This is a genomic window from Pseudomonas sp. NY15437 (assembly GCF_048068435.1).
Classification (GTDB): domain Bacteria; phylum Pseudomonadota; class Gammaproteobacteria; order Pseudomonadales; family Pseudomonadaceae; genus Pseudomonas; species Pseudomonas nitroreducens_B.
Genome location: NZ_JBLUQC010000023.1, coordinates 53894 through 76871, shown reverse-complemented (window position 1 = coordinate 76871; position 22978 = coordinate 53894). Strand labels below are relative to the sequence as shown.

Below are 22978 nucleotides of genomic sequence, written 5' to 3'. Positions count from 1 at the left end.
CCGATGGTAGTGTGGAGTTTCTCCATGTGAGAGTAGGTCATCGTCAAGCTCCTATCCCAAGACCCCTGGTCAGCATCGCTGGCCGGGGGTTTTGCTTTTGCGCGCGAAAAAGCCGGGTGTGCTGCTTAGGCTGCCCTTATAAATCTCGCTTCTGAAGCCCGCCCGGGTGATTTGTGTTCGCCTGATTCGCGAGCAAGCTCGCTCCTACGAAGAGCATCAGCGCCCTTGGGAAGGCTCTGGAACGCCCTTTCCCGCCCTGCAGGCTACTCCGCTGGGCGTTGTTGCAACCGCTTGCCAACAGACTGATGGCATTTCATCCAACTGTCACATTCGCGTCATAGAGTCTTCATGCGGCCTGACGATACTGGCCCCCGTTCCATCCAACCCCATTCTCCTCAAGGAGCAAGGCATGAAACTCAAGCGTTTGATGGCGGCCCTGACTTTTGTCGCTGCAGGCGTAGGCACCGCCAGTGCGGTAGCCGCGATTGATCCGGCCCTGCCGGAATACCAGAAAGCCAGCGGTGTGTCGGGCAACCTGTCGAGCGTCGGTTCCGACACTCTGGCCAACCTGATGACCATGTGGGCGGAAGAGTACAAGCGCCTGTACCCGAACGTGAACGTGCAGATCCAGGCCGCCGGTTCCTCCACTGCGCCGCCGGCTCTGACCGAAGGCACCGCCAACCTGGGCCCCATGAGCCGCAAGATGAAGGACGTCGAACTGCAGGCCTTCGAGCAGAAGTACGGCTACAAGCCGACCGCTGTTCCGGTTGCCGTGGACGCCCTGGCGATCTTCGTGCACAAGGACAACCCCATCAAGGGCCTGACCATGCAGCAGGTCGACGCCATCTTCTCCTCCACCCGCCTGTGCGGCGGCAAGTCGGAAGTGAAGACCTGGGGCGATCTGGGCCTGACCGGCGACTGGGCCAACAAGCCCGTGCAACTGTTCGGTCGCAACTCCGTATCCGGCACCTACGGCTACTTCAAGGAAGAAGCCCTGTGCAAAGGCGACTACAAGCCGAACGTGAACGAGCAGCCGGGTTCGGCTTCCGTGGTTCAGTCGGTCAGCCAGTCCCTGAACGGCGTGGGCTACTCCGGCATCGGTTACAAGACCGCTAGCGTGAAGACCGTTGCCCTGGCCAAGAAGGAAGGCGGCGAATTCATCGAAGACAACGAGACGAATGCCCTGAACGGCACCTACCCGCTGTCGCGCTTCCTCTACGTCTACGTCAACAAGGCGCCGAATAAGCCGCTGAACCCGCTGGAAGCCCAGTTCCTGAAGATGGTGCTGTCCAAGACTGGCCAGCAGGTTGTCGTGAAAGACGGCTACATCCCGCTGCCGTCCAAAGTCGCCGAGAAAGCGATCAAGGATCTGGGTCTGTAATCAGTCCTCCAACCGGGCGGGAACCACCGCCCGGCATGGGCTGACGCATACTCGACCGGGCCCGCCAGCAAGGCTCTGCTGGTGGGCTTTGTCGCGTCACTTCCATGTCATCTTTCTGTCATACAGAGCCGCTAGGGTGTCACCCCATGAACGACATGGCCAACTCCCCGATGACTTCTTCTCTCCCCGAGCGGATCGATTTCAATACGCCTGCCCTGCAGCGCAAGCGCCGTATCCGGGCGCTCAAGGATCGACTGACCCGTTGGTACGTGCTGGTCGGCGGTCTCGCCGTGCTGGCTGCCATTACCCTGATTTTCTTCTACCTCGCCTACGTCGTGCTGCCGCTGTTCCGCGGCGCCGAACTGGAGACGCGTGACCCCCTGGCTCCGGCCTGGCTGAAGACGGCCCAGGCGCCGCTGCTGCTGAGCATCGAAGAGCAGAACATGGTGGGCATGCGCGTCGCCGCCAACGGCGAGGTCGTGTTCTTCGACGCCAAGAAAGGCGACGAGATGGACCGCGTTGCGCTGAAGCTGCCGGCCGGTAGCAGCGTCACCTCCATCGCCGAGGACCAGCCGGGCCACCCGACCGTGGCACTGGGTCTGTCCAACGGCCAGGTGCTGGTGTTCAAGCACAGCTACCAGGTCACCTACCCGGACAACAAGAAGACCATCGCACCGCACATCGAGTACCCCTACGGCGAAGCGCCGATGAACCTGGACCCCCAGGGCCGTCCGCTGGAGCACGTCGCCATCGTCTCGGGCGACGACAGCCTGCTGCTCGCCGCGTCCACCGGCAGCGAACTGCTGCTGCTGAGCCTGACCCAGCAGGAAAACATGCTCACCGGCGAGAGCACCCTGCAGGAAGAGCGCATCAATCTGCCGCAGATCGCCGAGCCGGTGAAGGCCATCTACATGGACCCGCGCAAGCAGTGGCTCTATGTGCTCAATGGCCGCGCCCAGGCCGACGTGTTCGACCTCAACAGCCACCAGCTCAACGGCCGCTACAAGCTGCTGGATGACGCCTCCGCCGAAGTAACTGCCAGCAGCCAGCTGCTGGGCGGCATCTCGCTGATGGTCGGCAACTCCAAGGGTGGCATCAGCCAGTGGTTCATGGCCCGTGGCGAAGACGGCGAACCGCGCCTGTCCCATGTGCGCGACTTCAAGCTGGGTGACCAGCCGATCTCCAGCATCGCGCCGGAGCAGCGCCGCAAGGGCTTCCTGGCCCTCGACAAGCAAGGCAACCTGGGCATCTTCCACAGCACCGCGCACCGCACGCTGCTGGTGGAGAACGTCGCCCCGTCCGCCGGCCCGCTGGCCCTGTCGCCGCGCGCCAACCGCCTGATCCTCGAGCAGGGCGGCGAGCTGCGTCGCTTCAGCCTGAGCAACCCGCACCCCGAAGTGTCCTTCAGCGCGCTGTGGGGCAAGGTCTGGTACGAGAGCTACGACAAGCCGTCCTACGTCTGGCAGTCCACCGCCGCGACCACCGACTTCGAGCCCAAGCTGAGCCTGTCGCCGCTGACCTTCGGCACCCTGAAGGCCGCCTTCTACGCGATGATTCTCGCCGCGCCGCTGGCCATCGCCGCCGCCGTCTACACCGCCTACTTCATGGCCCCGGGCATGCGCCGCAAGGTCAAGCCGGTGATCGAGCTGATGGAAGCGCTGCCGACGGTGATCCTCGGCTTCTTCGCCGGCCTGTTCCTGGCACCGTACGTCGAAGGCCACCTGCCGGGGATCTTCAGCCTGCTTCTGCTCACGCCGCTGGGCATCCTCGCCGCCGGCCTGATCTGGAGCCGCCTGCCCGAGCGCATCCGCCTGAGCCTGCCGGCCGGCTGGGAAGCGGCGATCCTGATCCCCGTGGTTCTCGCCACCGGCGCCTTCGCCCTGTGGATGAGCCCGCACCTGGAGACCCTGTTCTTCGGCGGCGACATGCGCCTGTGGATCAGCCACGACCTGGGCATCACCTACGACCAGCGCAATGCCCTGGTGGTCGGCCTGGCCATGGGCTTCGCGGTGATCCCGAACATCTTCTCCATCGCCGAAGACGCCATCTTCAGCGTGCCCAAGAGCCTGACCTACGGCTCCCTGGCCCTGGGCGCCACGCCCTGGCAGACGCTGACCCGCGTAGTGATCCTGACCGCCAGCCCGGGCATCTTCTCGGCCCTGATGATCGGCCTCGGCCGCGCGGTGGGCGAGACCATGATCGTGCTGATGGCCACCGGCAACACCCCGGTGATGGACGTGAACATCTTCCAGGGCATGCGCACCCTCGCGGCGAACGTCGCGGTGGAAATGCCCGAGTCGGAGGTGGGCGGGACTCACTACCGCGTGCTGTTCCTTTCGGCACTGGTACTGCTGTCCTTCACCTTCGTGATGAACACCCTGGCAGAGCTGATCCGTCAGCGCCTGCGCAAGAAATACGCGTCGCTCTAAGCGACGCCTGACGAGGCTAGTTCCGTGAAACAGAAACAGGAATCCGTCAAAGCGTGGTTCGCCAGCGGTACTCCCTGGGTGTGGATGAACGCAGGGGCGGTGTCCATCGCCGTGATCATGACCATCGGCCTGCTCGCCGTGATCGCCGTGCGCGGCCTCGGCCACTTCTGGCCGGCGGATGTGATCGAGGCGACCTACAGCGTCCCGGGTGAAGCCGCCAAGACCCTGATCGGCGAAGAAGTCCAGGTCGAGCAGGTGCCCCGTGCCCGCCTGCGCGGCGCCGGCCTGCCGGTGCCGGACGACGGCCCGGAGTTCATGACCCGCGAGCTGCTCAAGCTGGGTAACCGCGACCTCTATGGCAGCGACTTCTCCTGGGTGATCGGCGAATGGCTGGGCGACAAGCGCCATCCGGCCGAGCTGGTGACCCTGGAGCGCCGCGAGTGGGGCAACTTCTATGGCTACCTGCTGAGCGTGAAGGAAAATGGCAAGGTGGTCGCCGAAGGCGCGGGCGCCATGGCCGAGCTGCAGACCCGCCTCAAGCGCGTCGATGAGCTCTACGCCAAGCTCTACCAGCTGGAGAAGAAGGACATCGGCGGCATCAACCACGGCCTGGAGCGTCTGCGCCTGAAGGAACGTGGCCTGCAGCTGAACAACAAGCTGGACGCCACTGCCGAGGCCGATATCGCCGCCGGCCGTGCCGAGCTGAACGCCCAGTACAAGGTACTGGAGGAACAGCTCAATGCCCTGCACGCGGAGTTCAACCGCGACAGCATCGTCATGCGCGATGCCTCCGGCCAGCAGACCGAGATCAGCGTCGGCAAGCTGGTGCATGCCTACCAGCCCAACCAGATGGGCGTGGGCGCCAAGCTGAGCTTCTACTTCAAGAAGCTGTGGGAATTCCTCAGCGACGATCCGCGTGAAGCCAACACCGAGGGCGGTATCTTCCCGGCCATCTTCGGCACCGTGATGATGACCCTGGTAATGGCGGTGATCGTCACCCCGTTCGGCGTGATCGCCGCGGTCTACCTGCGCGAATACGCTCGCCAGGGCCTGCTGACCCGGATCATCCGCATCGCGGTGAACAACCTCGCGGGCGTCCCGGCGATCGTCTACGGCGTGTTCGGCCTGGGCTTCTTCGTCTACGTGCTGGGCGGCTCGCTCGACCGCATGTTCTTCCCCGAAGCCCTGCCGGCGCCGACCTTCGGCACGCCGGGGCTGTTCTGGGCCTCGCTGACCCTGGCCATCCTCGCGGTACCGGTGGTGATCGTCGCCACCGAGGAAGGCCTGGCGCGCATCCCGCGGGCTACCCGCGAAGGCTCCCTGGCCCTGGGCGCGACCAAGGCCGAGACCCTGTGGAAAGTGGTCCTGCCGATGGCCAGCCCGGCGATGATGACCGGCCTGATCCTCGCCGTGGCCCGCGCCGCCGGTGAAGTGGCGCCGCTGATGCTGGTGGGCGTGGTGAAGCTGGCCCCGGCGCTGCCGGTGGACGGCAACTACCCCTATGTGCACCTGGACCAGAAGATCATGCACCTGGGCTTCCACATCTATGACGTCGGCTTCCAGAGCCCGAACGTCGAGGCCGCGCGCCCGCTGGTGTACGCCACCGCGCTGCTGCTGGTGATGGTGATCGCCCTGCTGAACTTCTCGGCCATCGCCATCCGTAACCGCCTGCGCGAAAAGTACAAGGCGCTGGAAAACTGATTCTGCAGGCGGCGGGCCCGGCTCGCCGCCAAGCCTCCCAAGGAGACTGAACATGCAACACGAAACCGCAACCCACGGCATCGACATCGGCGCGCTCGGCCGCGGCGACCGCCAGGGCATGAACCTGGAAAGCGAAACCGTCGCCCTCGAAGTGCCCGGCCTGAGCCTGTTCTACGGCGAGAAGCAGGCGTTGTTCGACGTCAGCATGAACATTCCGAAGCAGCGCGTGACCGCCTTCATCGGCCCGTCCGGCTGCGGCAAGTCCACCCTGCTGCGCTGCTTCAACCGCATGAACGACCTGGTCGATGGCTGCCATGTGAAGGGCGAGATCCGCCTCGACGGGCACAACATCTTCGCCAAGAACGTCGATGTCGCCGAACTGCGCCGCCGCGTCGGCATGGTGTTCCAGAAGCCCAACCCGTTCCCCAAGAGCATCTACGAGAACGTGGTGTACGGCCTGCGCATCCAGGGCATCAACAAGAAGCGCGTGCTCGACGAAGCCGTCGAGTGGGCGCTCAAGGGCGCCGCGCTGTGGGACGAAGTGAAAGACCGCCTGCATGAGTCCGCCCTTGGCCTGTCCGGCGGCCAGCAGCAGCGCCTGGTCATCGCCCGCACCATCGCCGTGGAGCCGGAAGTCCTGCTGCTCGACGAACCCTGCTCGGCGCTGGACCCGATCTCCACCCTGAAGATCGAAGAGCTGATCTACGAGCTGAAATCCAAGTTCACCATCGTCATCGTCACCCACAACATGCAGCAGGCCGCGCGCGTTTCCGACTACACGGCGTTCATGTACATGGGCAAGCTGATCGAGTTCGGCGATACCGATACCCTGTTCACCAACCCGGCCAAGAAGCAGACGGAAGACTACATCACCGGTCGCTATGGTTGAGGCCATGAGAAATCTCCTCTGGCTTTGTCGGCGGAGCTTGCCGTACGGGATGTACTGCCGGCGCTCCGCCTTCGCGCCAGCGAAGATTTCTCAAGGGCCTCAATGCTCCGGATGAGACCGGAAAAAGACTGAGTTCTGAACTTCGCACCTTTCAAGGGTTTGCACATGATCAACAAAGAAAGCCTCACCCACCACATCTCTCAGCAGTTCAACGCCGAGCTGGAAGACGTGCGCAGCCATCTGCTGGCCATGGGCGGCCTGGTGGAGAAGCAGGTCAACGACGCCGTCAACGCGCTGATCGACGCCGACTCGGGCCTGGCGCAACAGGTGCGCGAGATCGACGACCAGATCAACCAGATGGAGCGCAACATCGACGAGGAGTGCCTGCGCATCCTCGCCCGCCGTCAGCCGGCCGCCTCCGACCTGCGCCTGATCATCAGCATCTCCAAGTCGGTGATCGACCTCGAGCGCATCGGCGACGAAGCCTCGAAGATCGCCCGCCGCGCCATCCAACTGTGCGAGGAAGGCGAGTCGCCGCGCGGCTACGTCGAGGTCCGTCATATCGGCAACCAGGTGCGCAAGATGGTGCAGGAGGCGCTGGACGCCTTCGCCCGCTTCGACGCCGACCTGGCGCTGTCGGTGGCGCAGTACGACAAGACCGTCGACCGCGAGTACAAGACCGCCCTGCGCGAGCTGGTTACCTACATGATGGAAGACCCGCGCGCCATTTCCCGCGTGCTCAACGTCATCTGGGCCCTGCGCTCGCTGGAACGCATCGGCGACCACGCGCGCAACATCGCCGAACTGGTGATCTACCTGGTGCGCGGCACCGACGTCCGGCACATCGGCCTGACCCGCATGAAGGAAGAGGTCCAGGGCACCGCCGGCAAGGCCGACAAGCCCGAATAAGTCTGACGCCCGTACCAAAAAGGACCCGGCCGCGCGCCGGGTTCGTCATTTTATGGCCGAGCGGTCCTGCGCCAATGGCATGTAGCCACCCGGCAAGGCTATCCTTCGCCCTATCGTTTAGGGAGATGCCGATGGGCAAGGTCAGTGTGCTGGTCGTGGATGATGCTCCGTTCATCCGTGACCTGGTGAAGAAGGGGCTGCGGGACCATTTCCCCGGCCTGCAGATCGAAGAAGCGGTCAACGGCCGCAAGGCGCAGCAGTTCCTCGCCCGCCAGGCCGTGGACCTGATCCTCTGCGACTGGGAAATGCCCGAGATGTCGGGCATCGAGCTGCTTACCTGGTGCCGCGAGCAGGACAGCCTGAAGACCACGCCGTTCATCATGGTGACCAGTCGCGGCGACAAGGAAAACGTGGTGCAGGCCATCCAGGCCGGCGTTTCCGACTTCATCGGCAAACCGTTCTCCAACGACCAGCTGGTGAGCAAGGTGAAGAAGGCGCTGTCCCGCGCCGGCAAGCTGGAGGCGCTCGCCGCCCAGGCGCCGCAGCGCAGCCTGGTCGGCTCCATGCCCAACGACTCGCTAGCCGCGCTGACCGGCGGCAAGGCCGAGGTGGTGCGTCCGGCGGCCGCGCCTGCTGCGCCGCGCCCGGCTGCTCCGGCACCGGCTGCTGCCGCGCCTGCCGCCCGCAGCGGCGCCAAGGGCCAGCAGGGCCAGTTGCGCCTGCCGTCGGCGAGCCTGCCCTGCGTGATCAAGGCGCTCAGCCTCAAGGAAGCGCTGCTGGTGGTGAAGCGCGGCACGCCGCTGCCGCAGGTGCTGGAAAGCGCCGTGCTGGACCTGGAGGAAGACAGCGACGTCGCTCGCCTCAACGGCTACCTGCATGCCGTCGCCGCGCTGGAGCCCAAGCCCGACAGCGAGTGGCTGCAGCTGACCTTCCGCTTCGTCGATCGCGATCCGCAGAAGCTCGACTACCTGTCGCGCCTGATCGCTCGCGGCAGCTCGCAGAAGCACTACGTGCCCGGCGCCTGACCCGCCGGGGCACGCGCCGACCGGTGGGCAGTACTGCTTCACACCCCGACCGGCGGCAGGTCGCGACGCACGGGCTACGCTGCTAGTCTTCGTTGCGTCGCAGTGACCTATAACCAGAGTCGACATGCTAGGGCGCAGTATCCTCCTGTGCGGTCTCTTGGCCGCATCCGGGACGGCTTCGGCCGTCACCATCTACAAGTACACCGACGCCAACGGCGTGGTCACCTACACGGACAAGGCCGTGCCGGGCGCGGCTGTGTTCGTTTTCCGGGATCGCATGGTCGAGCACCTGGAAGAGCAGGTGAAGCTGGAGACGAAGAAGCGCGCCGGCGGCGAAACGCTGCAGGTGCGCAACGACCTCTACGCACCGGTGGAGGTGGAGCTGAGCGTGACGGGCGCGCAGAACGCCGTCGGCGCGCCGGCGAAACCGATTCGCTGGGTGCTGCCGCCGCGCAGTTCGATCCGCCTCGCTACCCTCGCCCCGCGGGACCCGAGCAAGCCGATGCGCTACAAGCCCAAGCTCACTTATGCCCTGGGTGACCCACGGCCCACACCGCAGTCCTACCAGTACGCCTTGCCCTGGGTGGGCGGCCCGTTCCGCCTGACCCAGGGCGCCAACGGCCGCTACAGCCATTTCACGCCCAAGGGGCGCTATGCCATGGACATCGCCATGCCGGTGGGCACGCCGATCATCGCCGCGCGCGGCGGTACCGTGGTGAAGGTCGAAAACAGCCAGAACGGGCGTGGCAAGAACCCCTCCGGCAACTTCGTGCGCATCCTCCACGACGACGGCACCATGGGGGTGTACCTGCACCTGATGCGCGGCTCGGTGCTGGTGCGTGAGGGCCAGCGCGTCGCCACCGGCTCGCCGCTGGCGAAGTCGGGCAACACCGGCAACAGCAGCGGCCCGCACCTGCACTTCGTGGTGCAGCGCAACGTCGGCCTGGACCTCGTCTCGATTCCCTACGACTTCGCCCAGCCGGTGGATACGCTGCCGAATTTCGCGGTGGTCCGGGAGCACTGACCTCAGCGGACTGCCTGTAGGAGCGAGCTTGCTCGCGAACCGTGCTAGCCGGCGACGTTGGAGCTGGGGCGGGTTCGCGAGCAAGCTCGCTCCTACAGAATGAAAAAGGCTGCCCGAGGGCAGCCTTTTTCATTCAGGGGCGAGGCCCTCAGTCGAGCTTCACCACCTTGGCGAGGACGATCTTGGGGCCCTTCATCTTCTTCACGATGATGCGCAGGCCCTCGGTATCCAGCACTTCCTCTTCCTCCGGCACGCGCTTGAGCGTGTCGTAGACCAGGCCGGCGAGGGTATCCGCCTCGACGTGGTCCAGGTCGACACTCAGCAGGCGCTCCAGCTTGAACAGCGGGGTGTCGCCGCGCACCAGCAGCTTGCCGGGCTGGTAGGCGACGATGCCGCGCTCGGCCTTGCGGTGTTCGTCCTGGATGTCGCCGACCAGCACCTCCAGCACGTCTTCCATGGTCAGGTAGCCGACGATCTTGTGGTCGGCTTCCTCCACCAGCGCGAAGTGCGAGCCGCCCTGGCGGAACTGCTCCAGCAGGCGCGCCAGGGGCAGGTGCTTGGTGACCTTCTCCAGCGGGTGGGTCAACTCGTCGAGGTCGAAGGACTCCGGCAGGCTGTCCAGGGTGGCCAGCGCCAGCAGCAGGTCCTTGATGTGCAGCAGGCCAATGAACTCGCCCTTCTCGCTGTCGTACACCGGGTAACGGCTGTACTTGTGGCGGCGGATGGTGGCGAGGATGTCGTCCAGCGGCGCGTTGCGCTCCAGGTAGACCAGGTCCTCGCGGGAGTTGGCCCAGTCCACCACTTCCAGCTCGCCCAGCTCCACCGCCGAGGCCAGCACGCGCATGCCCTGGTCGCTGGGGTCGTGGGCGCGGCTGGAGTGCAGGATCAGCTTGAGCTCGTCACGGCTGTAGTGATGCTCGTGGTGCGGCCCCGGCTCGCCCTGGCCGGCGATCTTCAGGATGGCGTTGGCGCTGGCATTGAGCAGCCAGATGGCCGGGTACATCAGCCAGTAGAACAGGTACAGCGGCACCGCCGTCCACAGTGACAGCAGCTCCGGCTTGCGGATCGCCCAGGACTTGGGCGCCAGCTCGCCGACCACGATGTGCAGGTAGGAAATGATGAAGAATGCGGTGAAGAACGACACGCCGCGGATGACTTCCTCGGAGTGCACGCCGACCGCGGCCAGCAGCGGTTCGAGCAGCTCGGCGAAGGCCGGCTCGCCGACCCAGCCCAGGCCCAGGGAGGCCAGGGTGATGCCCAGCTGGCAGGCGGAGAGGTAGGCGTCGAGCTGGTTGTGCACCTTGCGCAGGATGGTGCCGCGCCAGCCGTGCTGGTTGGCGATGGTCTCCACGCGGGTCGAGCGCAGCTTGACCATGGCGAACTCGGCGGCGACGAAGAAACCGTTGAGCACGACGAGGAACAGGGCGAACAGGATCAGGCCGAAATCGGCGAAATAGGTGAGGAAGTTGCTACTAGGGGAAGGGTCCATGGTTCTGTTGGTTCAAGAATGGACGGACAAGAATGCGGTTCGCGGGGCCCGCCTGGCAAGCCCGTCTATACCAGAGTCGACCTCGGGCACGCTTATGCGCGGCTTTCCACCTGTTGCGGCGGGAAGTGGCAGGTGAAGCTGCTGCCCTTGCCCGGCACGCTGCTGATGTCCAGGGTGCCGCGGTGGCGCAGCAGCACGTGCTTGACGATGGCCAGGCCCAGTCCGGTGCCGCCGGTGCTGGCGTTGCGGCTGGAATCCACGCGGTAGAAGCGCTCGGTCAGGCGCGGCAGGTGCTTGGGGTCGATGCCGATGCCGCTGTCCTGCACGGCCAGGTGCGCGCCTTGCTCGTCCGCCCACCAGCGAATGCGGATCTCGCCCTCGTCGGGGGTGTACTTCACGGCGTTGAACACCAGGTTGGAGAAGGCGCTGCGCAGCTCGGCCTCGCTGCCCTTGAGCTTCACCTTCGCATCCGCCTCCAGGCTGATGCGATGGTTGCGCGCCCCGGACAGCGCCTGGGCGTCGTTGCGGATCGACAACAGCATCAGGTCCACCGCCACCGGCTTGTTGTCCGCGGGGTAATCGGTGGCTTCCAGCTTGGCCAGCAGGAGCAGGTCGTTGAGCAGGTTCTGCATGCGCCCGGCCTGCTGCTGCATCTGCTGCAGCGCGCGGGTCCAGCGCGGGTTCACGTCCTCGACGTTGTCCAGCAGCGTCTCCAGGTAGCCGGCGATCACCGTCAGTGGCGTGCGCAGCTCGTGGGAGACGTTGGCGACGAAGTCCTTGCGCATCTGTTCCAGCTGGTGGACGCGGGTCACGTCCCGCACCAGCATCAGGTGCTCGCCGGCGCCGTAGAGGGTGATGTGGAACTGCAAGCGCAGGTTGTCGTTGATCGGCGATGTGAGTTCCAGCGGCTCGCGGTAGTCCTCGGCCTCGAAATATTCCTTGAAGCGCGGATGGCGCACCAGGTTGGTCACCGGCTGGCCGCCGTCCTGCGGGCTCTTGAGCCCCAGCAGGCGCTCGGCGGACTGGTTCCACCACTCCAGGTTGCCGTCGCGGTCGAGCAGGATCATGCCGTCGCGCAGCGCCGCGGTGGATTCCTGCATGCGGTCGATCACCGCTTGCAGGCGCCCGCGGGCGCGCTGGTTGCGCCGCTGCAGGTGGTAGATGCTGTCGAATACCTCGCCCCACAGGCCGTAGCCATCGGGCGGGGCCTCGTCGGGCTGGTGATTCTTCAGCCACTTGTGCAGGCGCAGCAGTTGCCAGGTCGACCAGCCGAGGTAGGCGCCCAGCGCCACGGCGATGGCCCAGCCGTACTGGCCGGTCACCAGCCCGAGCATTGCGCCGCCGGCGACGACGAGCAGCAGGTGGCGTATCAGCACGCCACTCCAGTTCTGGGTCACGACATTCCGTTCCTTGTGCCCGTCGAGTCGAGGACTCGGTCAGCTTTTAGTCGAGAAACGATACCCGGTGCCGCGCACGGTCTGAACCAGATTTTCGTAGACCTCGCCCAGGGCCTTGCGCAGCCGGCGGATGTGCACGTCGACGGTGCGCTCCTCGACGTAGACGTTGCCGCCCCAGACCTGGTCCAGCAGTTGGCCGCGGGTGTAGGCGCGCTCCTGGTGGGTCATGAAGAACTGCAGCAGGCGGTACTCGGTGGGGCCCATCTCGGCGGGCTTGCCGTCGATGGTCACGCGGTGGCTGATCGGGTCGAGCATCAGGCCGCCGACCTCGATGGGCGTCTCACTGTCGCCGGCACCGGTGCGGCGCAGCACGGCCTTCAGGCGTGCGACCAGTTCGCGCGGGGAGAACGGCTTGGTGATGTAGTCGTCCGCGCCGACTTCCAGGCCCTGGATCTTGTTGTCCTCTTCACCCTTGGCGGTGAGCATGATGATCGGGATGGCCGAGGTCAGCTCGTCGCGCTTGAGGCGGCGGGCCAACTCGATGCCGGAGGTGCCCGGCAGCATCCAGTCGAGCAGGATCAGGTCCGGCTTGCGATCGACGATCACCGCGTGGGCCGTCTGCGCGCTGTCGGCCTCCAGGCACTCGTAGCCGGCCATCTCCAGGGCTACGGCGATCATTTCCCGGATCGGAGCTTCGTCATCGACGATGAGGATTGTCTTGCCAACCATGCTGAGGCCTCAGAATTTCTGTATTGCGCCGCATTAGATAACGGAAATATTTCATGAATGTGACACCCCGATGGTAGCCGAGCCTCGTTCCAGAGCGCTCGTCTATGCTCAGAGGGTCGCCGTGCATTCACCGTGCGGCGCAAACGGAACGCACCGGCCCGGTCGGCGGTGTGCCCGGCGCCCCGACGCCGACGTGTTGCGATGACGGTAGTGAGTGCGTTGTCGACGTAGCCGGCCGGCCCTGCCTGCAATCCCGCCCGCCCTTGCGCCGATGCTCGCGCCGTTTCCACCTCACCAGAGGAGAAGCGCTATGAAACTGCTATTCCCGGCCCTGGCACTGGGCCTGATGCTGCCGGCCATGTCCGCCCTGGCCGGCGAGCCCGGCATGGAGAAGAACGGCATGCTGGTCGATGCCAAGGGCATGACGCTCTACACCTTCGACAAGGACAGCGGCGGCAAGTCGATGTGCAACGGCGGCTGCGCACAGAACTGGCCGCCGCTGATGGCCTCGGCGGACGCCAAGGCCATGGGTGAGTGGACCCTGATCAAGCGCGATGACGGCACGGTGCAGTGGGCCTACAAGGGCAAGCCGCTGTACACCTTCGTGCAGGACAAGAAGGCCGGCGACATGGCCGGCGAAGGCAAGATGGGCGTCTGGCACATGGCCAAGCCGTAACGGCTTCATGTAGGAGCGAGGGGGACGCCCAGTTCTTGCTCGCGAACTTTGCCTGGCACTTCAGTATCAAGCGGGTTCGCGAGCAAGCTCGCTCCTACAAGGTCGCCGCGCTCAGCGCAGGGCGAAGTCCAGCACCGTGCCGAGGAAGATCGCCAGCCCCGCCCAGTGGTTGTGCAGGAACGCCTTGAAGCACTTCATCGGCTCGCGGTCGCGCGTGGAGTGGAACTGCCAGGCGAAGCAGCCGGCCGCCACGGCCAGGCCGAGGTAGTACGCCAGGTGCATCGCCAGTTTGTTGCCGGCGAGGATCAGCAGCAGGAGCATCAGGCCCTGCAGCGTCAGGTTGATCACCCGGTCGGCGTCGCCGAAGAGGATCGCCGTGGACTTCATGCCCATCTTCAGGTCGTCCTCGCGGTCGGTCATCGCGTAGTAGGTGTCGTAGGCGACCGTCCACAGCACGTTGGCGAAGAACAGCAGCCAGGCCACCGCCGGCAACGTGCCGCTGGCCGCGGTGAAGGCCATCGGAATGCCCCAGGAAAACGCCGCGCCGAGCACCACCTGCGGGTAGTAGGTGTAGCGCTTCATGAAGGGGTAGAGCGCCGCCACCGCCGCGCCTCCGAAGGACAGCCAGATGGTCTGCGCGTTGGTGCACAGCACCAGTAGGAAGCTGGCGCCCAGCAGCACGAAGAAGGCAATCCAGGCCTCGCGCACAGTGATCTTGCCGGTCGCCAGCGGGCGGGCCTTGGTGCGCTCGACGTGGCCGTCCAGCTTGCGGTCGGCGAAGTCGTTGATCACGCAGCCGGCCATGCGCATCAGCACGGTGCCGAGGACGAAGATCACCAGGTTCTTCGCGCTCGGCACGCCGCCGCTGGCCATCCACAGCGCCCACAGCGTCGGCCAGAGCAGCAGGTAGATGCCGATCGGCTTGTCCATGCGCGTCAGCTGGATGAAGTCCCAGGCGCGGGGATGCAGGCGGGTGAGGGGTTTGATCAGGGCGACGAACATGGCAGCCTCCGGAAAACGATCCGGGAATTATACGGGCTGTTGTTCCACCCGGTGCCACAGCGACGGCAGGAAAACCTCGGCGACCAGCACACCCAGGCCATCGCGGCTGAAGCATGAGCGGCGTCCCCACAGGCGCTCCGCGCGCACGTCGGCGGGCAGGCTGGCGGCGGGGTAGCGGCACACCTCGATGGGGCCGCGCTGGAAGGCGCGGTCGCTGAACAGCAACTCGCCCAGCGAACGCGTGCCGAGCAGCCGCAGGTCGAAGCCCGAGCCTTCCAGCGCCGCGCGCGCGGCCACGCTGCGGGCGAATACCCAGGGCGTGCCGTGGCCCTTCAGGTACACCTCGCGCACCCAGCCCTGGCTGCCGTCCGGCACGCCCAGCGCGGCGCACTCGTCGGTGCGCAGGCGGTGCCAGCCCTCGGCCAGCGGCTGCACGGCGAAGTGGTCGGCAGAGAGGGCGGTCAGCCGGCGCGTCAGCGATCCTTCATCGAACAACCAGTCCTGGATCAGGGCGGTCGGCGCAGGATGCAACTGGGCGGCGGTGAGCCAGCGGGGCGGGTGGATCAGGGCGGCTTCGGGCACGATGGGTACTGCGGTTGGCCAGGGACGCGGCAGCTTAACATGGCGGCTTTGCGGCTCCGATTGCGTTGTCCGCAAGAGTGCCTTACGCAAAACCCCACCAAAGGTTTGGCCGGTCATCCGGTGATTTTCAAGGGACTTGCGCGCAGGCGGTATCGCCAGTACAAAGCCGGACATTGGATGCACTGACGTCCAAGCGACAAGAACCTGAGGGTGAGAGCTGATGAAGAAGTGGCAGTGCGTGGTATGTGGCCTGATCTATGACGAGAGCAAGGGTTGGCCGGAAGAGGGCATCGCCGCCGGTACCCGCTGGGAAGACGTGCCGGAAGACTGGCTGTGCCCCGATTGCGGCGTCGGCAAGCTGGATTTCGAGATGATCGAAATCGGCTGATCCCGCCAGGATGGATTCCCGCGACGGCGGCCTTCGGGCCGCCGTCGGCGTTTTTGGCCCCGGCACGTGCCCGCCCGACGCGGTAGACTGCAGGGGCGCCGGGTTGGCCCTGCTGACGGAGCCCGGCGTCGCGCCCGCCGTAGGCCGGTGCGCGCCGATGCGTTAGCGTCAGCGGGCAATCGCAGGAGGGCTGGTCGATGCGCAAATGGCAATGCGTGGTCTGTGGCTTCATCTACGACGAGGCACTGGGCCTGCCGGACGAGGGCATCGCCCCCGGCACGCGCTGGGAGGACATCCCCGCGGACTGGGTGTGCCCGGATTGCGGCGTGGGCAAGATCGATTTCGAGATGATCGAAATCTCGTAAGCGCCCGTCAGAACGAATTCATGCGGCGGCCCCACGGCCGCCGTGCCGTCTTTACGAAGTGCCGTCTTTACCGGGTGGCGATTCTTGAGGTGAGAGAGCAATGAGCGACAACGCACCGCTGGTGATCATCGGAACTGGCCTGGCCGGCTACAACCTGGCCCGCGAGTGGCGCAAGCTGGACAGCGAGACGCCGCTGCTGCTGATCACCGCCGACGACGGCCGCTCCTACTCCAAGCCGATGCTCTCCACCGGCTTCTCCAAGGACAAGGACGCCGACGGCCTGGCCATGGCCGAAGCCGGCGCCATGGCCGACCAGCTCAAGGCGCGCATCCTCACCCATACCCGCGTCACCGGCATCGACCCGGGCCACCGGCGCATCTGGATCGGCGAGGAAGAGATCCGCTACCGCGACCTGGTGCTGGCCTGGGGCGCCGAAACCATCCGCGTGCCGGTCGACGGCGACGCCCAGGACCTGGTCTTCCCGATCAACGACCTGGAAGACTACGCGCGCTTCCGCCGCGCTGCCGCCGGCAAGCGTCGTGTGCTGCTGCTGGGCGCCGGCCTGATCGGTTGCGAGTTCGCCAACGACCTCTCCAGCGGCGGCTACCAGATCGACGTGGTGGCGCCCTGCGAACAGGTCATGCCCGGCCTGCTCCACCCGGCCGCCGCCCAGGCGGTACAGCAGGGCCTGGAAGGCCTCGGCGTACGTTTCCACCTCGGCCCGGTGCTGAACCGCCTGGTGCGCGCGGGCGATGCGCTGGAAGCACACCTCTCCGATGGCCAGGTGATCGCCTGCGACCTGGTCGTTTCCGCCGTCGGCCTGCGCCCGCGCGTCGATCTGGCCGCCGCTGCCGGCCTGGACGTCAACCGCGGCGTGATGGTGAACCGCGAGCTGCGCACCTCCCACGCCAATATCTATGCCCTGGGCGATTGCGCCGAAGTCGACGGCCTCAACCTGCTCTACGTGATGCCGCTGATGTCCTGCGCCCGCGCGCTGGCGCAGACCCTGGCCGGCAAGCCGACCCCGGTGGCCTACGGCGCCATGCCGGTGACGGTGAAAACGCCGGTGTGCCCGCTGGTGGTATCGCCGCCACCGCGTGGCAGCGAGGGCGAATGGCAGGTGGAAGGCTCTGGCCCGGACCTCAAGGTGCTATGCCGGGATACCGCCGGTCGATTGCTGGGCTATGCCCTGACTGGGGCTGCCGTGAGCGAAAAACTCTCGCTGAACAAGGAGTTGCCGGCACTACTGGCGTGACAGGCGCCGCCAATGGCGTATTTGCCTTGGGAAAGTGCTCGCAAATTGTCAGACGATACTGGCGTACCAGCCTGCGGCGTGCCATTCTCCCCCCGTCTGCCGCAGCCTAGAGCCTGTACGGCGAGCCTGCGGTGCCTTGGGCGCTGTTGGGAAGACAGCACGGACACAACAACAACAAACCGTCAAAGAGGCATTTATGCGTAAACCAGAACTCGCCGCCGCGATCGCCGAGAAGGCCGACCTCACCAAAGAACAAGCCAACAAGGTGCTGAACGCGCTGCTGGATGAAATCACTGGCGCGCTCAACCGCAAGGACAGCGTTACCCTTGTCGGCTTCGGTACCTTCGTTCAGCGCCACCGTGGCGCCCGTACTGGCAAGAACCCGCAAACCGGTCAACCGGTCAAGATCAAAGCCAGCAACACCGTTGCCTTCAAACCGGGCAAGGCGCTGAAAGACGCCGTCAACTGATCGTGTCTGGCCCGGGGCCTGCGCGGCTCCGGGTTGCCTCCTGCGGTTACACAATCCCTCCAAAAGACCGGATGTAGTCCGTTTTCAAACTGGCTACAATGCGCAGACTATTGTCTCGAACGTCGAGGTTTGTGCATGAAATTCCGTCTTCTCCTGTGGATGCTCGGTCGCCTGATGGCCAAGGCCAGCCGCGAAAACCCGGCGTTCCAGAAGCAGCTCGAAGGCAAGGACCTGGTGTTCCAGCTCCACACGCTCGACGGCAAGGTCGCCCGCCACTACATCGTCAAGGACCTCAAGGTCAGCGCCCGTCGCGGCACCCATCCACAGCCGGCCTTCGCGCTGGGCTTCAAGGATGGCGCCTACGGCTTCGCCACCATGACCTCGAAGAACCCTCAGCTGGCGTTCATGCAGGGCATCCAGAACAAGGACATCCAGATCCAGGGCAATCCTGGCCTGGTGATCTGGTTCCAGGGCCTGGTGAAGTACCTCAAGCCGAAGAAGAAAGCCGCCCCGGCCAGCGACAAGAAGGCCGCCTGAGGCGCTTTGACGGACGGAAAAAAGGCCCCTGACGGGGCCTTTTTCGTGTGATGGGAAAGCTCTTGTAGGAGCGAGCTTGCTCGCGAACCGGAGGCGCTCGGTGCCAGCCCATGTTCGCGAGCAAGCTCGCTCCTACGAAAGGCGTATCAGTGTCCCGGATTGAACTGGCTGGCCAGCTCGCGCAGCACCGCTTCGGCGTCGAGCACCTTGCGCACGGCGTCCTCGGCTTTCTCCCGCGGGATATCCAGGCGATCCAGCAGGTCCTGCGGAATGTCGGTCTCCGGGCCGCTGCCGATGCCGTGGTTGCGCAGCAGGCGGGTCGCCAGGCACACCAGGTTGGCGTAGGCCGAGCAGTCGCCGGCGTAGGACGGATCGTGCTGGAAGCGCAGCGCGGTGTAGATCTCTTCCGGCATGTCCCAGGTGCGCATCAGCCAGGCGCCGATCTGCTCGCGGGTGATGCCCAGCAGGTGCTGCTCGACCAGGTTGTGCTCGACGTGCGGGTTCACTTCCAGGTGCCGGCAGATCAGCGAGAAGTGCGGCGGGAAGATGTGCGCCAGGACCAGGTAGCCGATGCTGTGCAGCAGCCCGCCCAGGTAGGTCAGGCCGGCCTCCGGGCGCTCGGCGCGCGGCACGGCGCGGGTCAGGCCCTCGATCACCGCGGCGGTGTAGATCGCCTGGTGCCAGTAGGGCGTGGCGTGCTGCGGCTGGTCCTTGGGCAGGCTCAGGGTCTTGCCCAGGGCCAGGCCCAGGGCGAGGTTGATCACCAGGTCGAAACCCAGCACGCGGACGATGGCGTCCTCCACCGAACGGATCTTGCCGGGCGCAGCGTAGTAGGGCGATGCCGCCCAGCTGACCACCTGCGCGGCGAGCGCCGGGTCGGTCTCCACCACGCCGGTGATGTCGTCCACCGTGGCATTGGGATCGACCCGCAGCTTGATGATCTTCTGCGCGGTTTCCGGCAGCGGCGGAATCTCGATGGTTTCCTCGAGGCGCTGCTGGATGCGGCGGGCGGTGAACGCCTGCACGGCCTGGGTGATTTCCTTGCGGTCATCGTCCGGGCGGTCGAGGTTCGGTCGGATCGATTCCAGCGGCACGCCAAAACGCGCTGCACTGGCCTTTTCCAGCAGGCCGCGGAAAGCCGCCGTGGGAATTTCCAGGAGCGTGCCCGGCGCGCCGGATTCGATCAGCAGTTGCGGCTCCTGCAGCAGGCGCTCGTCGTACAGGCACGGCGAGCTGGTCAGCGGCGGCAGCGCCGGCAGGCGGCCGAGCTGGTGCTTGCCGAGCATGCGCTCCAGGCGATCGGGCTTGACCGCCACCAGCTTGCGCCCGGTGAGTTCGGCGAGGCGGTTCAGGTCCAGCAACTGGCTCTGCGGGAACAGCACCAGCAGGGTACCGACGGCGTCTTCCAGCAGGCTGGCCTGCACCCGGCGCGCGGCCGGCAGCGTCGTGGCGTCGCAGACTTCGCGAGACGCGATGCCCAGCTTGGCGAGCAGCTGCAGGATGACCTCGGGGGCCTGCGAGGAGTCGGATGGGGCGCGTGCGGCGTCGCTCATGAATGTGATCCGGTTATCAACGGCTGGGTCGGAGTATAACCACGCAGTCAGCGTGACCGAGCAGTCAACTGACCGATGAAGGTGAAATAGATCACACTTGTCCGTATTGCTGGCCGTGACGCAGCCAGCGGGCCAGCAATGGGCTCACCGATTGCGGCCAGTGAGCCAGCAGGGCCTGGGCGGCATCGCGTACCGCCGGCAGCAGGTCCGCGTCGCGCATCAGGTCGGCCACCTTGAACTGCAGCAGGCCGGTCTGGCGGGTGCCGAGCATCTCGCCGGGGCCCCGCAGCTCCAGGTCCTTCTCGGCGATGACGAAGCCGTCGCAGGTCTCGCGCATGATGCCCAGGCGTTCGCGGCCGATCTGCGACAGCGGCGGATGGTAGAGCAGTACGCAGTGGCTCGCCGCACTGCCCCGGCCGACGCGTCCGCGCAGCTGGTGCAGCTGGGCCAGGCCCAGGCGCTCGGGGTTCTCGATGATCATCAGGCTGGCGTTGGGCACGTCCACGCCGACCTCGATGACGGTGGTGGCGACCAGCAGTTGCAGCAGGCCTTCCTTGAAGGCTTCCATGACCACGGCCTTGTCCGCCGGCTTCATGCGCCCGTGGATCAGCCCGACGCGCAGCTCGCCAAGCGCCGAGGACAGTTCCTCGTAGGTGGTCTCCGCCGCCTGGCAGGTGAGCTCTTCGGATTCCTCGATCAGCGTGCACACCCAATAGGCCTGGCGACCTTCGGCACAGGCGGCGCGCACCCGCTCGATCACTTCGATGCGGCGGCTGTCGGCCACCAGCACGGTGTTCACCGGGGTGCGGCCGGGCGGCAGCTCGTCGAGGATCGAGGTATCCAGGTCGGCGTAGGCGCTCATCGCCAGGGTCCGTGGGATGGGCGTGGCGGTCATGATCAGCTGGTGCGGGCAGAGCCGGCCGTCGACGCCCTTCTGGCGCAGGGCGAGGCGCTGCTGCACACCGAAGCGGTGCTGTTCGTCGATGATCACCAGGGCCAGGCGCTTGAACTTCACTTCGTCCTGGAACAGCGCGTGGGTGCCGACGATCATCGGCGCGCCGTCGGCGATTCGTTCCAGGGCGCTGGCGCGGGCCTTGCCCTTGAGCTTGCCGGCCAGCCAGGCGACTTCGATGCCCAGCGGCTGCAGCCACTTGGTGAAGTTGAGGAAGTGCTGTTCGGCGAGGATTTCGGTGGGCGCCATCAGTGCCACCTGGTAGCCGGCCTCCAGCGCTTGCAGGGCGGCGAGGGCGGCGACCACGGTCTTGCCGGCGCCGACGTCGCCTTGCACCAGGCGCAGCATGGGTTCGGGTTGGGCGAGGTCGTAGGCGATCTCCGCACCGACGCGTTGCTGCGCTCCGGTGGGCTTGAAGCCGAGGTTCTTCAGGTACTGCGCCGGCAGTTTCTTGGCCGGCGGCAGCTGCGGTGCGGCCTGGGAGCGCACGCTCTCGCGCAGGCGTTGCAGCGACAGCTGGTGGGTCAGCAGTTCCTCGAAGGCGAGGCGGTGCTGGGCCCAGTGGCGGCCTTCGGCGAGTTCTTCCAGGTCGGCGTCCGGCGGTGGCCGGTGCAGGTAGCGGATGGCTTCGTCCAGCGGGCCCAGGCGGTAGTCGCGGGCCAGTTCCGCCGGCAGCCAGTCGGGCAGGCTCGACGGCCCCAGGCGCGCCAGGGTCTGCTCGCTGAGCTGGCGCAGGCGCTGCTGGGTGAGGCCTTCGGTGGTGGGGTAGATCGGCGTCAGCGTCTGCTCCACCGGCGCTGCGGCGGCATCGGTCAGGGAGCGGTATTCGGGGTGGTAGATTTCCAGGCCGGAGGCGCCGGGGCGCGCTTCGCCGTAGCAGCGCAGGTGCGTGCCGCGCTTGAGGTTTTCCTTCTGCGCCTGGCTGAAGTGGTAGAAGCGCAGGCTCAGGGTGCCGGTGCCGTCCTGCAGGCGCACCAGCAGGCTGCGGCGCTTGCCCATCACCACGTCGGCGCCGGAGACCACGCCTTCGACCACCGCATCCTGCCCCGGGCGCAGCGCGCCGATGGGGGTGATGCGGGTGCGGTCCTGGTAGCGCAGCGGCAGATGGAAGAGGATGTCCTGGAGGTTTTCCAGGCCGACCTTCGCCAGCTTTTCTTCCAGCGCGGCGCCCACGCCCTTGAGCGCGGTGACCGGGACGTTCGACAGATCGGTCATGCCGGCTCGGCTTCACCCTTGACGGTCGGCTTGGCGACCGAGCACAGGCGGATCGAGTCGGCCAGCACCTCGATGGCGCGCGGCCGCGGGAAGCTGGCGCGCCAGGCGATGGCGACGGTGCGGAAGGGTACGGGCGCGCTGAACGGGCGCACTTCCAGCACGCCCGGCGCGTAGTGGTGACTGTCCACGGCGGAGAACGGCAGCACCGATACGCCCAGGCCGGAGGCGACCATGTGGCGGATGGTTTCCAGCGAGCTGGATTCCACGGTGGTGTGCTTGTTCTCGCCGCCCTTGTGGGTGGTGGGGCAGGCTTCCAGGACCTGGTCGCGGAAGCAGTGGCCCTCGCCGAGCAGCAGCAGGCTCTTGTCGTTGAGCAGCTCCGGGTCGATGGTCTTCTTCGCGGTCCAGGGGTGGTCCGCGGGCATCAGTACGTAGAAGGGCTCGTCGAACAGCTGCAGGGTCAGCACGTCGGCTTCCTGGAACGGCAGGGCGATGATGATCGCGTCCAGCTCGCCGGTGCGCAGCTTGTCGCGCAGGATGTGGGTGAAGTTTTCCTCGATGTACAGCGGCATCTGCGGGGCGACCCGGTGCAGCTGCGGGATCAGGTGCGGGAACAGGTAGGGGCCGATGGTGTAGATGGCGCCGACCTTGAGCGGCGAGGTCAGCTGGTTCTTGCCAGCCTGGGCCAGTTCGCGGATGCCCTGGGCCTGCTCCAGCACCTTCTGCGCCTGCGCCACGATGCCTTCGCCGACCGGGGTCAGGCGTACCGCGCTCTTGCTGCGCTCGAAGATCAGCACGCCGAGCTCGTCTTCGAGCTTCTTCACGCCCACCGACAGCGTCGGCTGGCTGACGTGGCAGCGCTCCGCGGCGCGGCCGAAGTGTTGCTCCTGGGCAAGCGTGACGATGTAGCGCAGTTCGGTAAGGGTCATGGCGACTAAGTCCGTTGAGGTGGCCCAAGCATAGCGGCTGCACCGCCGCGAACCAACCGCGCTAAACTGCCGAGCTTTGATT

General features: G+C 66.1%; 21 protein-coding genes. 13 read left to right on the top strand and 8 right to left on the bottom strand.

Translation table 11 applies throughout. From position 1 onward, the window contains the following. Positions 1-409: 409 nt before the first annotated feature. The 7 genes from pstS to ACNFIA_RS30690 all read left to right on the top strand — a co-directional run bounded on the left by pstS (position 410) and on the right by ACNFIA_RS30690 (position 9358). Positions 410-1381, top strand: coding sequence for a phosphate ABC transporter substrate-binding protein PstS (gene pstS / locus ACNFIA_RS30720; RefSeq protein ID WP_259758114.1), 972 nt, complete (start codon positions 410-412; stop codon positions 1379-1381). 395 nt (positions 1382-1776) lie between these two features. After that, positions 1777-3810 carry an ABC transporter permease subunit gene (locus ACNFIA_RS30715; protein WP_259759504.1) on the top strand — a complete coding sequence of 678 codons (2034 nt, stop codon included), beginning with the start codon at positions 1777-1779 and terminating at the stop codon, positions 3808-3810. Between the two features lie 24 nt (positions 3811-3834). Beyond that, complete coding sequence (gene pstA / locus ACNFIA_RS30710) at positions 3835-5511, top strand: phosphate ABC transporter permease PstA (RefSeq protein ID WP_259758113.1); 1677 nt, start codon at positions 3835-3837, stop codon at positions 5509-5511. 52 nt (positions 5512-5563) lie between these two features. Continuing rightward, entirely contained in the window at positions 5564-6400 is an 837-nt protein-coding gene (gene pstB / locus ACNFIA_RS30705; RefSeq protein WP_259758112.1) for a phosphate ABC transporter ATP-binding protein PstB, read from the top strand. 165 nt (positions 6401-6565) lie between these two features. Beyond that, on the top strand, positions 6566-7309 hold the full coding sequence (phoU, locus tag ACNFIA_RS30700; protein ID WP_416790831.1) for a phosphate signaling complex protein PhoU: 744 nt from the start codon (positions 6566-6568) through the stop codon (positions 7307-7309). A 131-nt stretch (positions 7310-7440) separates the two neighbouring features. Next, the gene (locus tag ACNFIA_RS30695; RefSeq protein ID WP_259758110.1) at positions 7441-8334 is read left to right on the top strand and encodes a response regulator; all 894 of its coding nucleotides are present in this window, start codon (positions 7441-7443) and stop codon (positions 8332-8334) included. Positions 8335-8458: 124 nt separating this feature from the next. Then, the gene (locus tag ACNFIA_RS30690) at positions 8459-9358 is read left to right on the top strand and encodes a peptidoglycan DD-metalloendopeptidase family protein (RefSeq protein ID WP_416790829.1); all 900 of its coding nucleotides are present in this window, start codon (positions 8459-8461) and stop codon (positions 9356-9358) included. A 148-nt stretch (positions 9359-9506) separates the two neighbouring features. On the opposite strand, the gene ACNFIA_RS30685 is transcribed toward ACNFIA_RS30690, so the two are convergent. The 3 genes from ACNFIA_RS30685 to phoB form a co-directional block, all read right to left on the bottom strand. After that, complete coding sequence (locus ACNFIA_RS30685) at positions 9507-10847, bottom strand: hemolysin family protein (protein ID WP_259758108.1); 1341 nt, start codon at positions 10845-10847, stop codon at positions 9507-9509. Positions 10848-10939: 92 nt separating this feature from the next. Further along, positions 10940-12244, bottom strand: coding sequence for a phosphate regulon sensor histidine kinase PhoR (gene phoR, locus ACNFIA_RS30680; protein ID WP_416790828.1), 1305 nt, complete (start codon positions 12242-12244; stop codon positions 10940-10942). Positions 12245-12283: 39 nt separating this feature from the next. Continuing rightward, positions 12284-12973, bottom strand: coding sequence for a phosphate regulon transcriptional regulator PhoB (gene phoB / locus ACNFIA_RS30675; protein WP_054910046.1), 690 nt, complete (start codon positions 12971-12973; stop codon positions 12284-12286). 310 nt (positions 12974-13283) lie between these two features. Here phoB and ACNFIA_RS30670 point away from each other — a divergent pair, with 310 nt between their 5' ends. Then, on the top strand, positions 13284-13649 hold the full coding sequence (locus ACNFIA_RS30670) for a hypothetical protein (RefSeq protein WP_416790827.1): 366 nt from the start codon (positions 13284-13286) through the stop codon (positions 13647-13649). Between the two features lie 111 nt (positions 13650-13760). On the opposite strand, the gene ubiA is transcribed toward ACNFIA_RS30670, so the two are convergent. Both ubiA and ACNFIA_RS30660 read right to left on the bottom strand, forming a co-directional pair. Further along, positions 13761-14651: a 4-hydroxybenzoate octaprenyltransferase gene (ubiA, locus tag ACNFIA_RS30665; RefSeq protein ID WP_416790826.1), complete on the bottom strand. Its 891-nt coding sequence runs from the start codon at positions 14649-14651 to the stop codon at positions 13761-13763. A 27-nt stretch (positions 14652-14678) separates the two neighbouring features. Next, a complete protein-coding gene (locus ACNFIA_RS30660) occupies positions 14679-15218 on the bottom strand; it encodes a chorismate lyase (protein ID WP_259759503.1) in 540 nt (179 codons plus the stop codon). A gap of 235 nt (positions 15219-15453) precedes the next feature. Here ACNFIA_RS30660 and ACNFIA_RS30655 point away from each other — a divergent pair, with 235 nt between their 5' ends. The 5 genes from ACNFIA_RS30655 to ACNFIA_RS30635 all read left to right on the top strand — a co-directional run bounded on the left by ACNFIA_RS30655 (position 15454) and on the right by ACNFIA_RS30635 (position 18247). Beyond that, positions 15454-15621 carry a rubredoxin gene (locus tag ACNFIA_RS30655; protein ID WP_259758104.1) on the top strand — a complete coding sequence of 56 codons (168 nt, stop codon included), beginning with the start codon at positions 15454-15456 and terminating at the stop codon, positions 15619-15621. A gap of 197 nt (positions 15622-15818) precedes the next feature. Beyond that, a complete protein-coding gene (locus ACNFIA_RS30650; protein ID WP_017520693.1) occupies positions 15819-15986 on the top strand; it encodes a rubredoxin in 168 nt (55 codons plus the stop codon). A gap of 100 nt (positions 15987-16086) precedes the next feature. Then, positions 16087-17241, top strand: coding sequence for an NAD(P)/FAD-dependent oxidoreductase (locus tag ACNFIA_RS30645; RefSeq protein ID WP_416790825.1), 1155 nt, complete (start codon positions 16087-16089; stop codon positions 17239-17241). A gap of 196 nt (positions 17242-17437) precedes the next feature. Next, on the top strand, positions 17438-17710 hold the full coding sequence (locus ACNFIA_RS30640) for an HU family DNA-binding protein (protein WP_017520695.1): 273 nt from the start codon (positions 17438-17440) through the stop codon (positions 17708-17710). A gap of 135 nt (positions 17711-17845) precedes the next feature. Next, positions 17846-18247 carry a hypothetical protein gene (locus ACNFIA_RS30635; protein WP_045217727.1) on the top strand — a complete coding sequence of 134 codons (402 nt, stop codon included), beginning with the start codon at positions 17846-17848 and terminating at the stop codon, positions 18245-18247. A 146-nt stretch (positions 18248-18393) separates the two neighbouring features. Here ACNFIA_RS30635 and ACNFIA_RS30630 read toward each other — a convergent pair whose 3' ends face one another. From ACNFIA_RS30630 to ACNFIA_RS30620, 3 genes are all read right to left on the bottom strand, one after another. Continuing rightward, positions 18394-19800, bottom strand: coding sequence for an aminoacyl-tRNA deacylase and HDOD domain-containing protein (locus tag ACNFIA_RS30630; RefSeq protein ID WP_259758102.1), 1407 nt, complete (start codon positions 19798-19800; stop codon positions 18394-18396). A gap of 91 nt (positions 19801-19891) precedes the next feature. Beyond that, positions 19892-21967, bottom strand: a complete 2076-nt coding sequence (gene recG, locus ACNFIA_RS30625) for an ATP-dependent DNA helicase RecG (RefSeq protein ID WP_416790824.1) — start codon at positions 21965-21967, stop codon at positions 19892-19894. Then, positions 21964-22896: a hydrogen peroxide-inducible genes activator gene (locus ACNFIA_RS30620; RefSeq protein WP_017520699.1), complete on the bottom strand. Its 933-nt coding sequence runs from the start codon at positions 22894-22896 to the stop codon at positions 21964-21966. The genes recG and ACNFIA_RS30620 overlap by 4 nt, the downstream gene beginning before the upstream one ends. Positions 22897-22978 lie beyond the last annotated feature (82 nt).

What these genes read in the sequence shown, in the direction of transcription:
- pstS (WP_259758114.1), top strand. Translation starts at nt 410, where the DNA reads ATGAAACTCAAGCGTTTGATGGCGGCCCTGACTTTTGTCGCTGCAGGC.
- pstB (WP_259758112.1), top strand. Translation starts at nt 5,564, where the DNA reads ATGCAACACGAAACCGCAACCCACGGCATCGACATCGGCGCGCTCGGC.
- phoU (WP_416790831.1), top strand. Translation starts at nt 6,566, where the DNA reads ATGATCAACAAAGAAAGCCTCACCCACCACATCTCTCAGCAGTTCAAC.
- ACNFIA_RS30695 (WP_259758110.1), top strand. Translation starts at nt 7,441, where the DNA reads ATGGGCAAGGTCAGTGTGCTGGTCGTGGATGATGCTCCGTTCATCCGT.
- ACNFIA_RS30690 (WP_416790829.1), top strand. Translation starts at nt 8,459, where the DNA reads ATGCTAGGGCGCAGTATCCTCCTGTGCGGTCTCTTGGCCGCATCCGGG.
- ACNFIA_RS30685 (WP_259758108.1), bottom strand. Translation starts at nt 10,847, where the DNA reads ATGGACCCTTCCCCTAGTAGCAACTTCCTCACCTATTTCGCCGATTTC.
- phoB (WP_054910046.1), bottom strand. Translation starts at nt 12,973, where the DNA reads ATGGTTGGCAAGACAATCCTCATCGTCGATGACGAAGCTCCGATCCGG.
- ACNFIA_RS30670 (WP_416790827.1), top strand. Translation starts at nt 13,284, where the DNA reads ATGAAACTGCTATTCCCGGCCCTGGCACTGGGCCTGATGCTGCCGGCC.
- ubiA (WP_416790826.1), bottom strand. Translation starts at nt 14,651, where the DNA reads ATGTTCGTCGCCCTGATCAAACCCCTCACCCGCCTGCATCCCCGCGCC.
- ACNFIA_RS30655 (WP_259758104.1), top strand. Translation starts at nt 15,454, where the DNA reads ATGAAGAAGTGGCAGTGCGTGGTATGTGGCCTGATCTATGACGAGAGC.
- ACNFIA_RS30650 (WP_017520693.1), top strand. Translation starts at nt 15,819, where the DNA reads ATGCGCAAATGGCAATGCGTGGTCTGTGGCTTCATCTACGACGAGGCA.
- ACNFIA_RS30645 (WP_416790825.1), top strand. Translation starts at nt 16,087, where the DNA reads ATGAGCGACAACGCACCGCTGGTGATCATCGGAACTGGCCTGGCCGGC.
- ACNFIA_RS30640 (WP_017520695.1), top strand. Translation starts at nt 17,438, where the DNA reads ATGCGTAAACCAGAACTCGCCGCCGCGATCGCCGAGAAGGCCGACCTC.
- ACNFIA_RS30635 (WP_045217727.1), top strand. Translation starts at nt 17,846, where the DNA reads ATGAAATTCCGTCTTCTCCTGTGGATGCTCGGTCGCCTGATGGCCAAG.
- ACNFIA_RS30630 (WP_259758102.1), bottom strand. Translation starts at nt 19,800, where the DNA reads ATGAGCGACGCCGCACGCGCCCCATCCGACTCCTCGCAGGCCCCCGAG.
- recG (WP_416790824.1), bottom strand. Translation starts at nt 21,967, where the DNA reads ATGACCGATCTGTCGAACGTCCCGGTCACCGCGCTCAAGGGCGTGGGC.
- ACNFIA_RS30620 (WP_017520699.1), bottom strand. Translation starts at nt 22,896, where the DNA reads ATGACCCTTACCGAACTGCGCTACATCGTCACGCTTGCCCAGGAGCAA.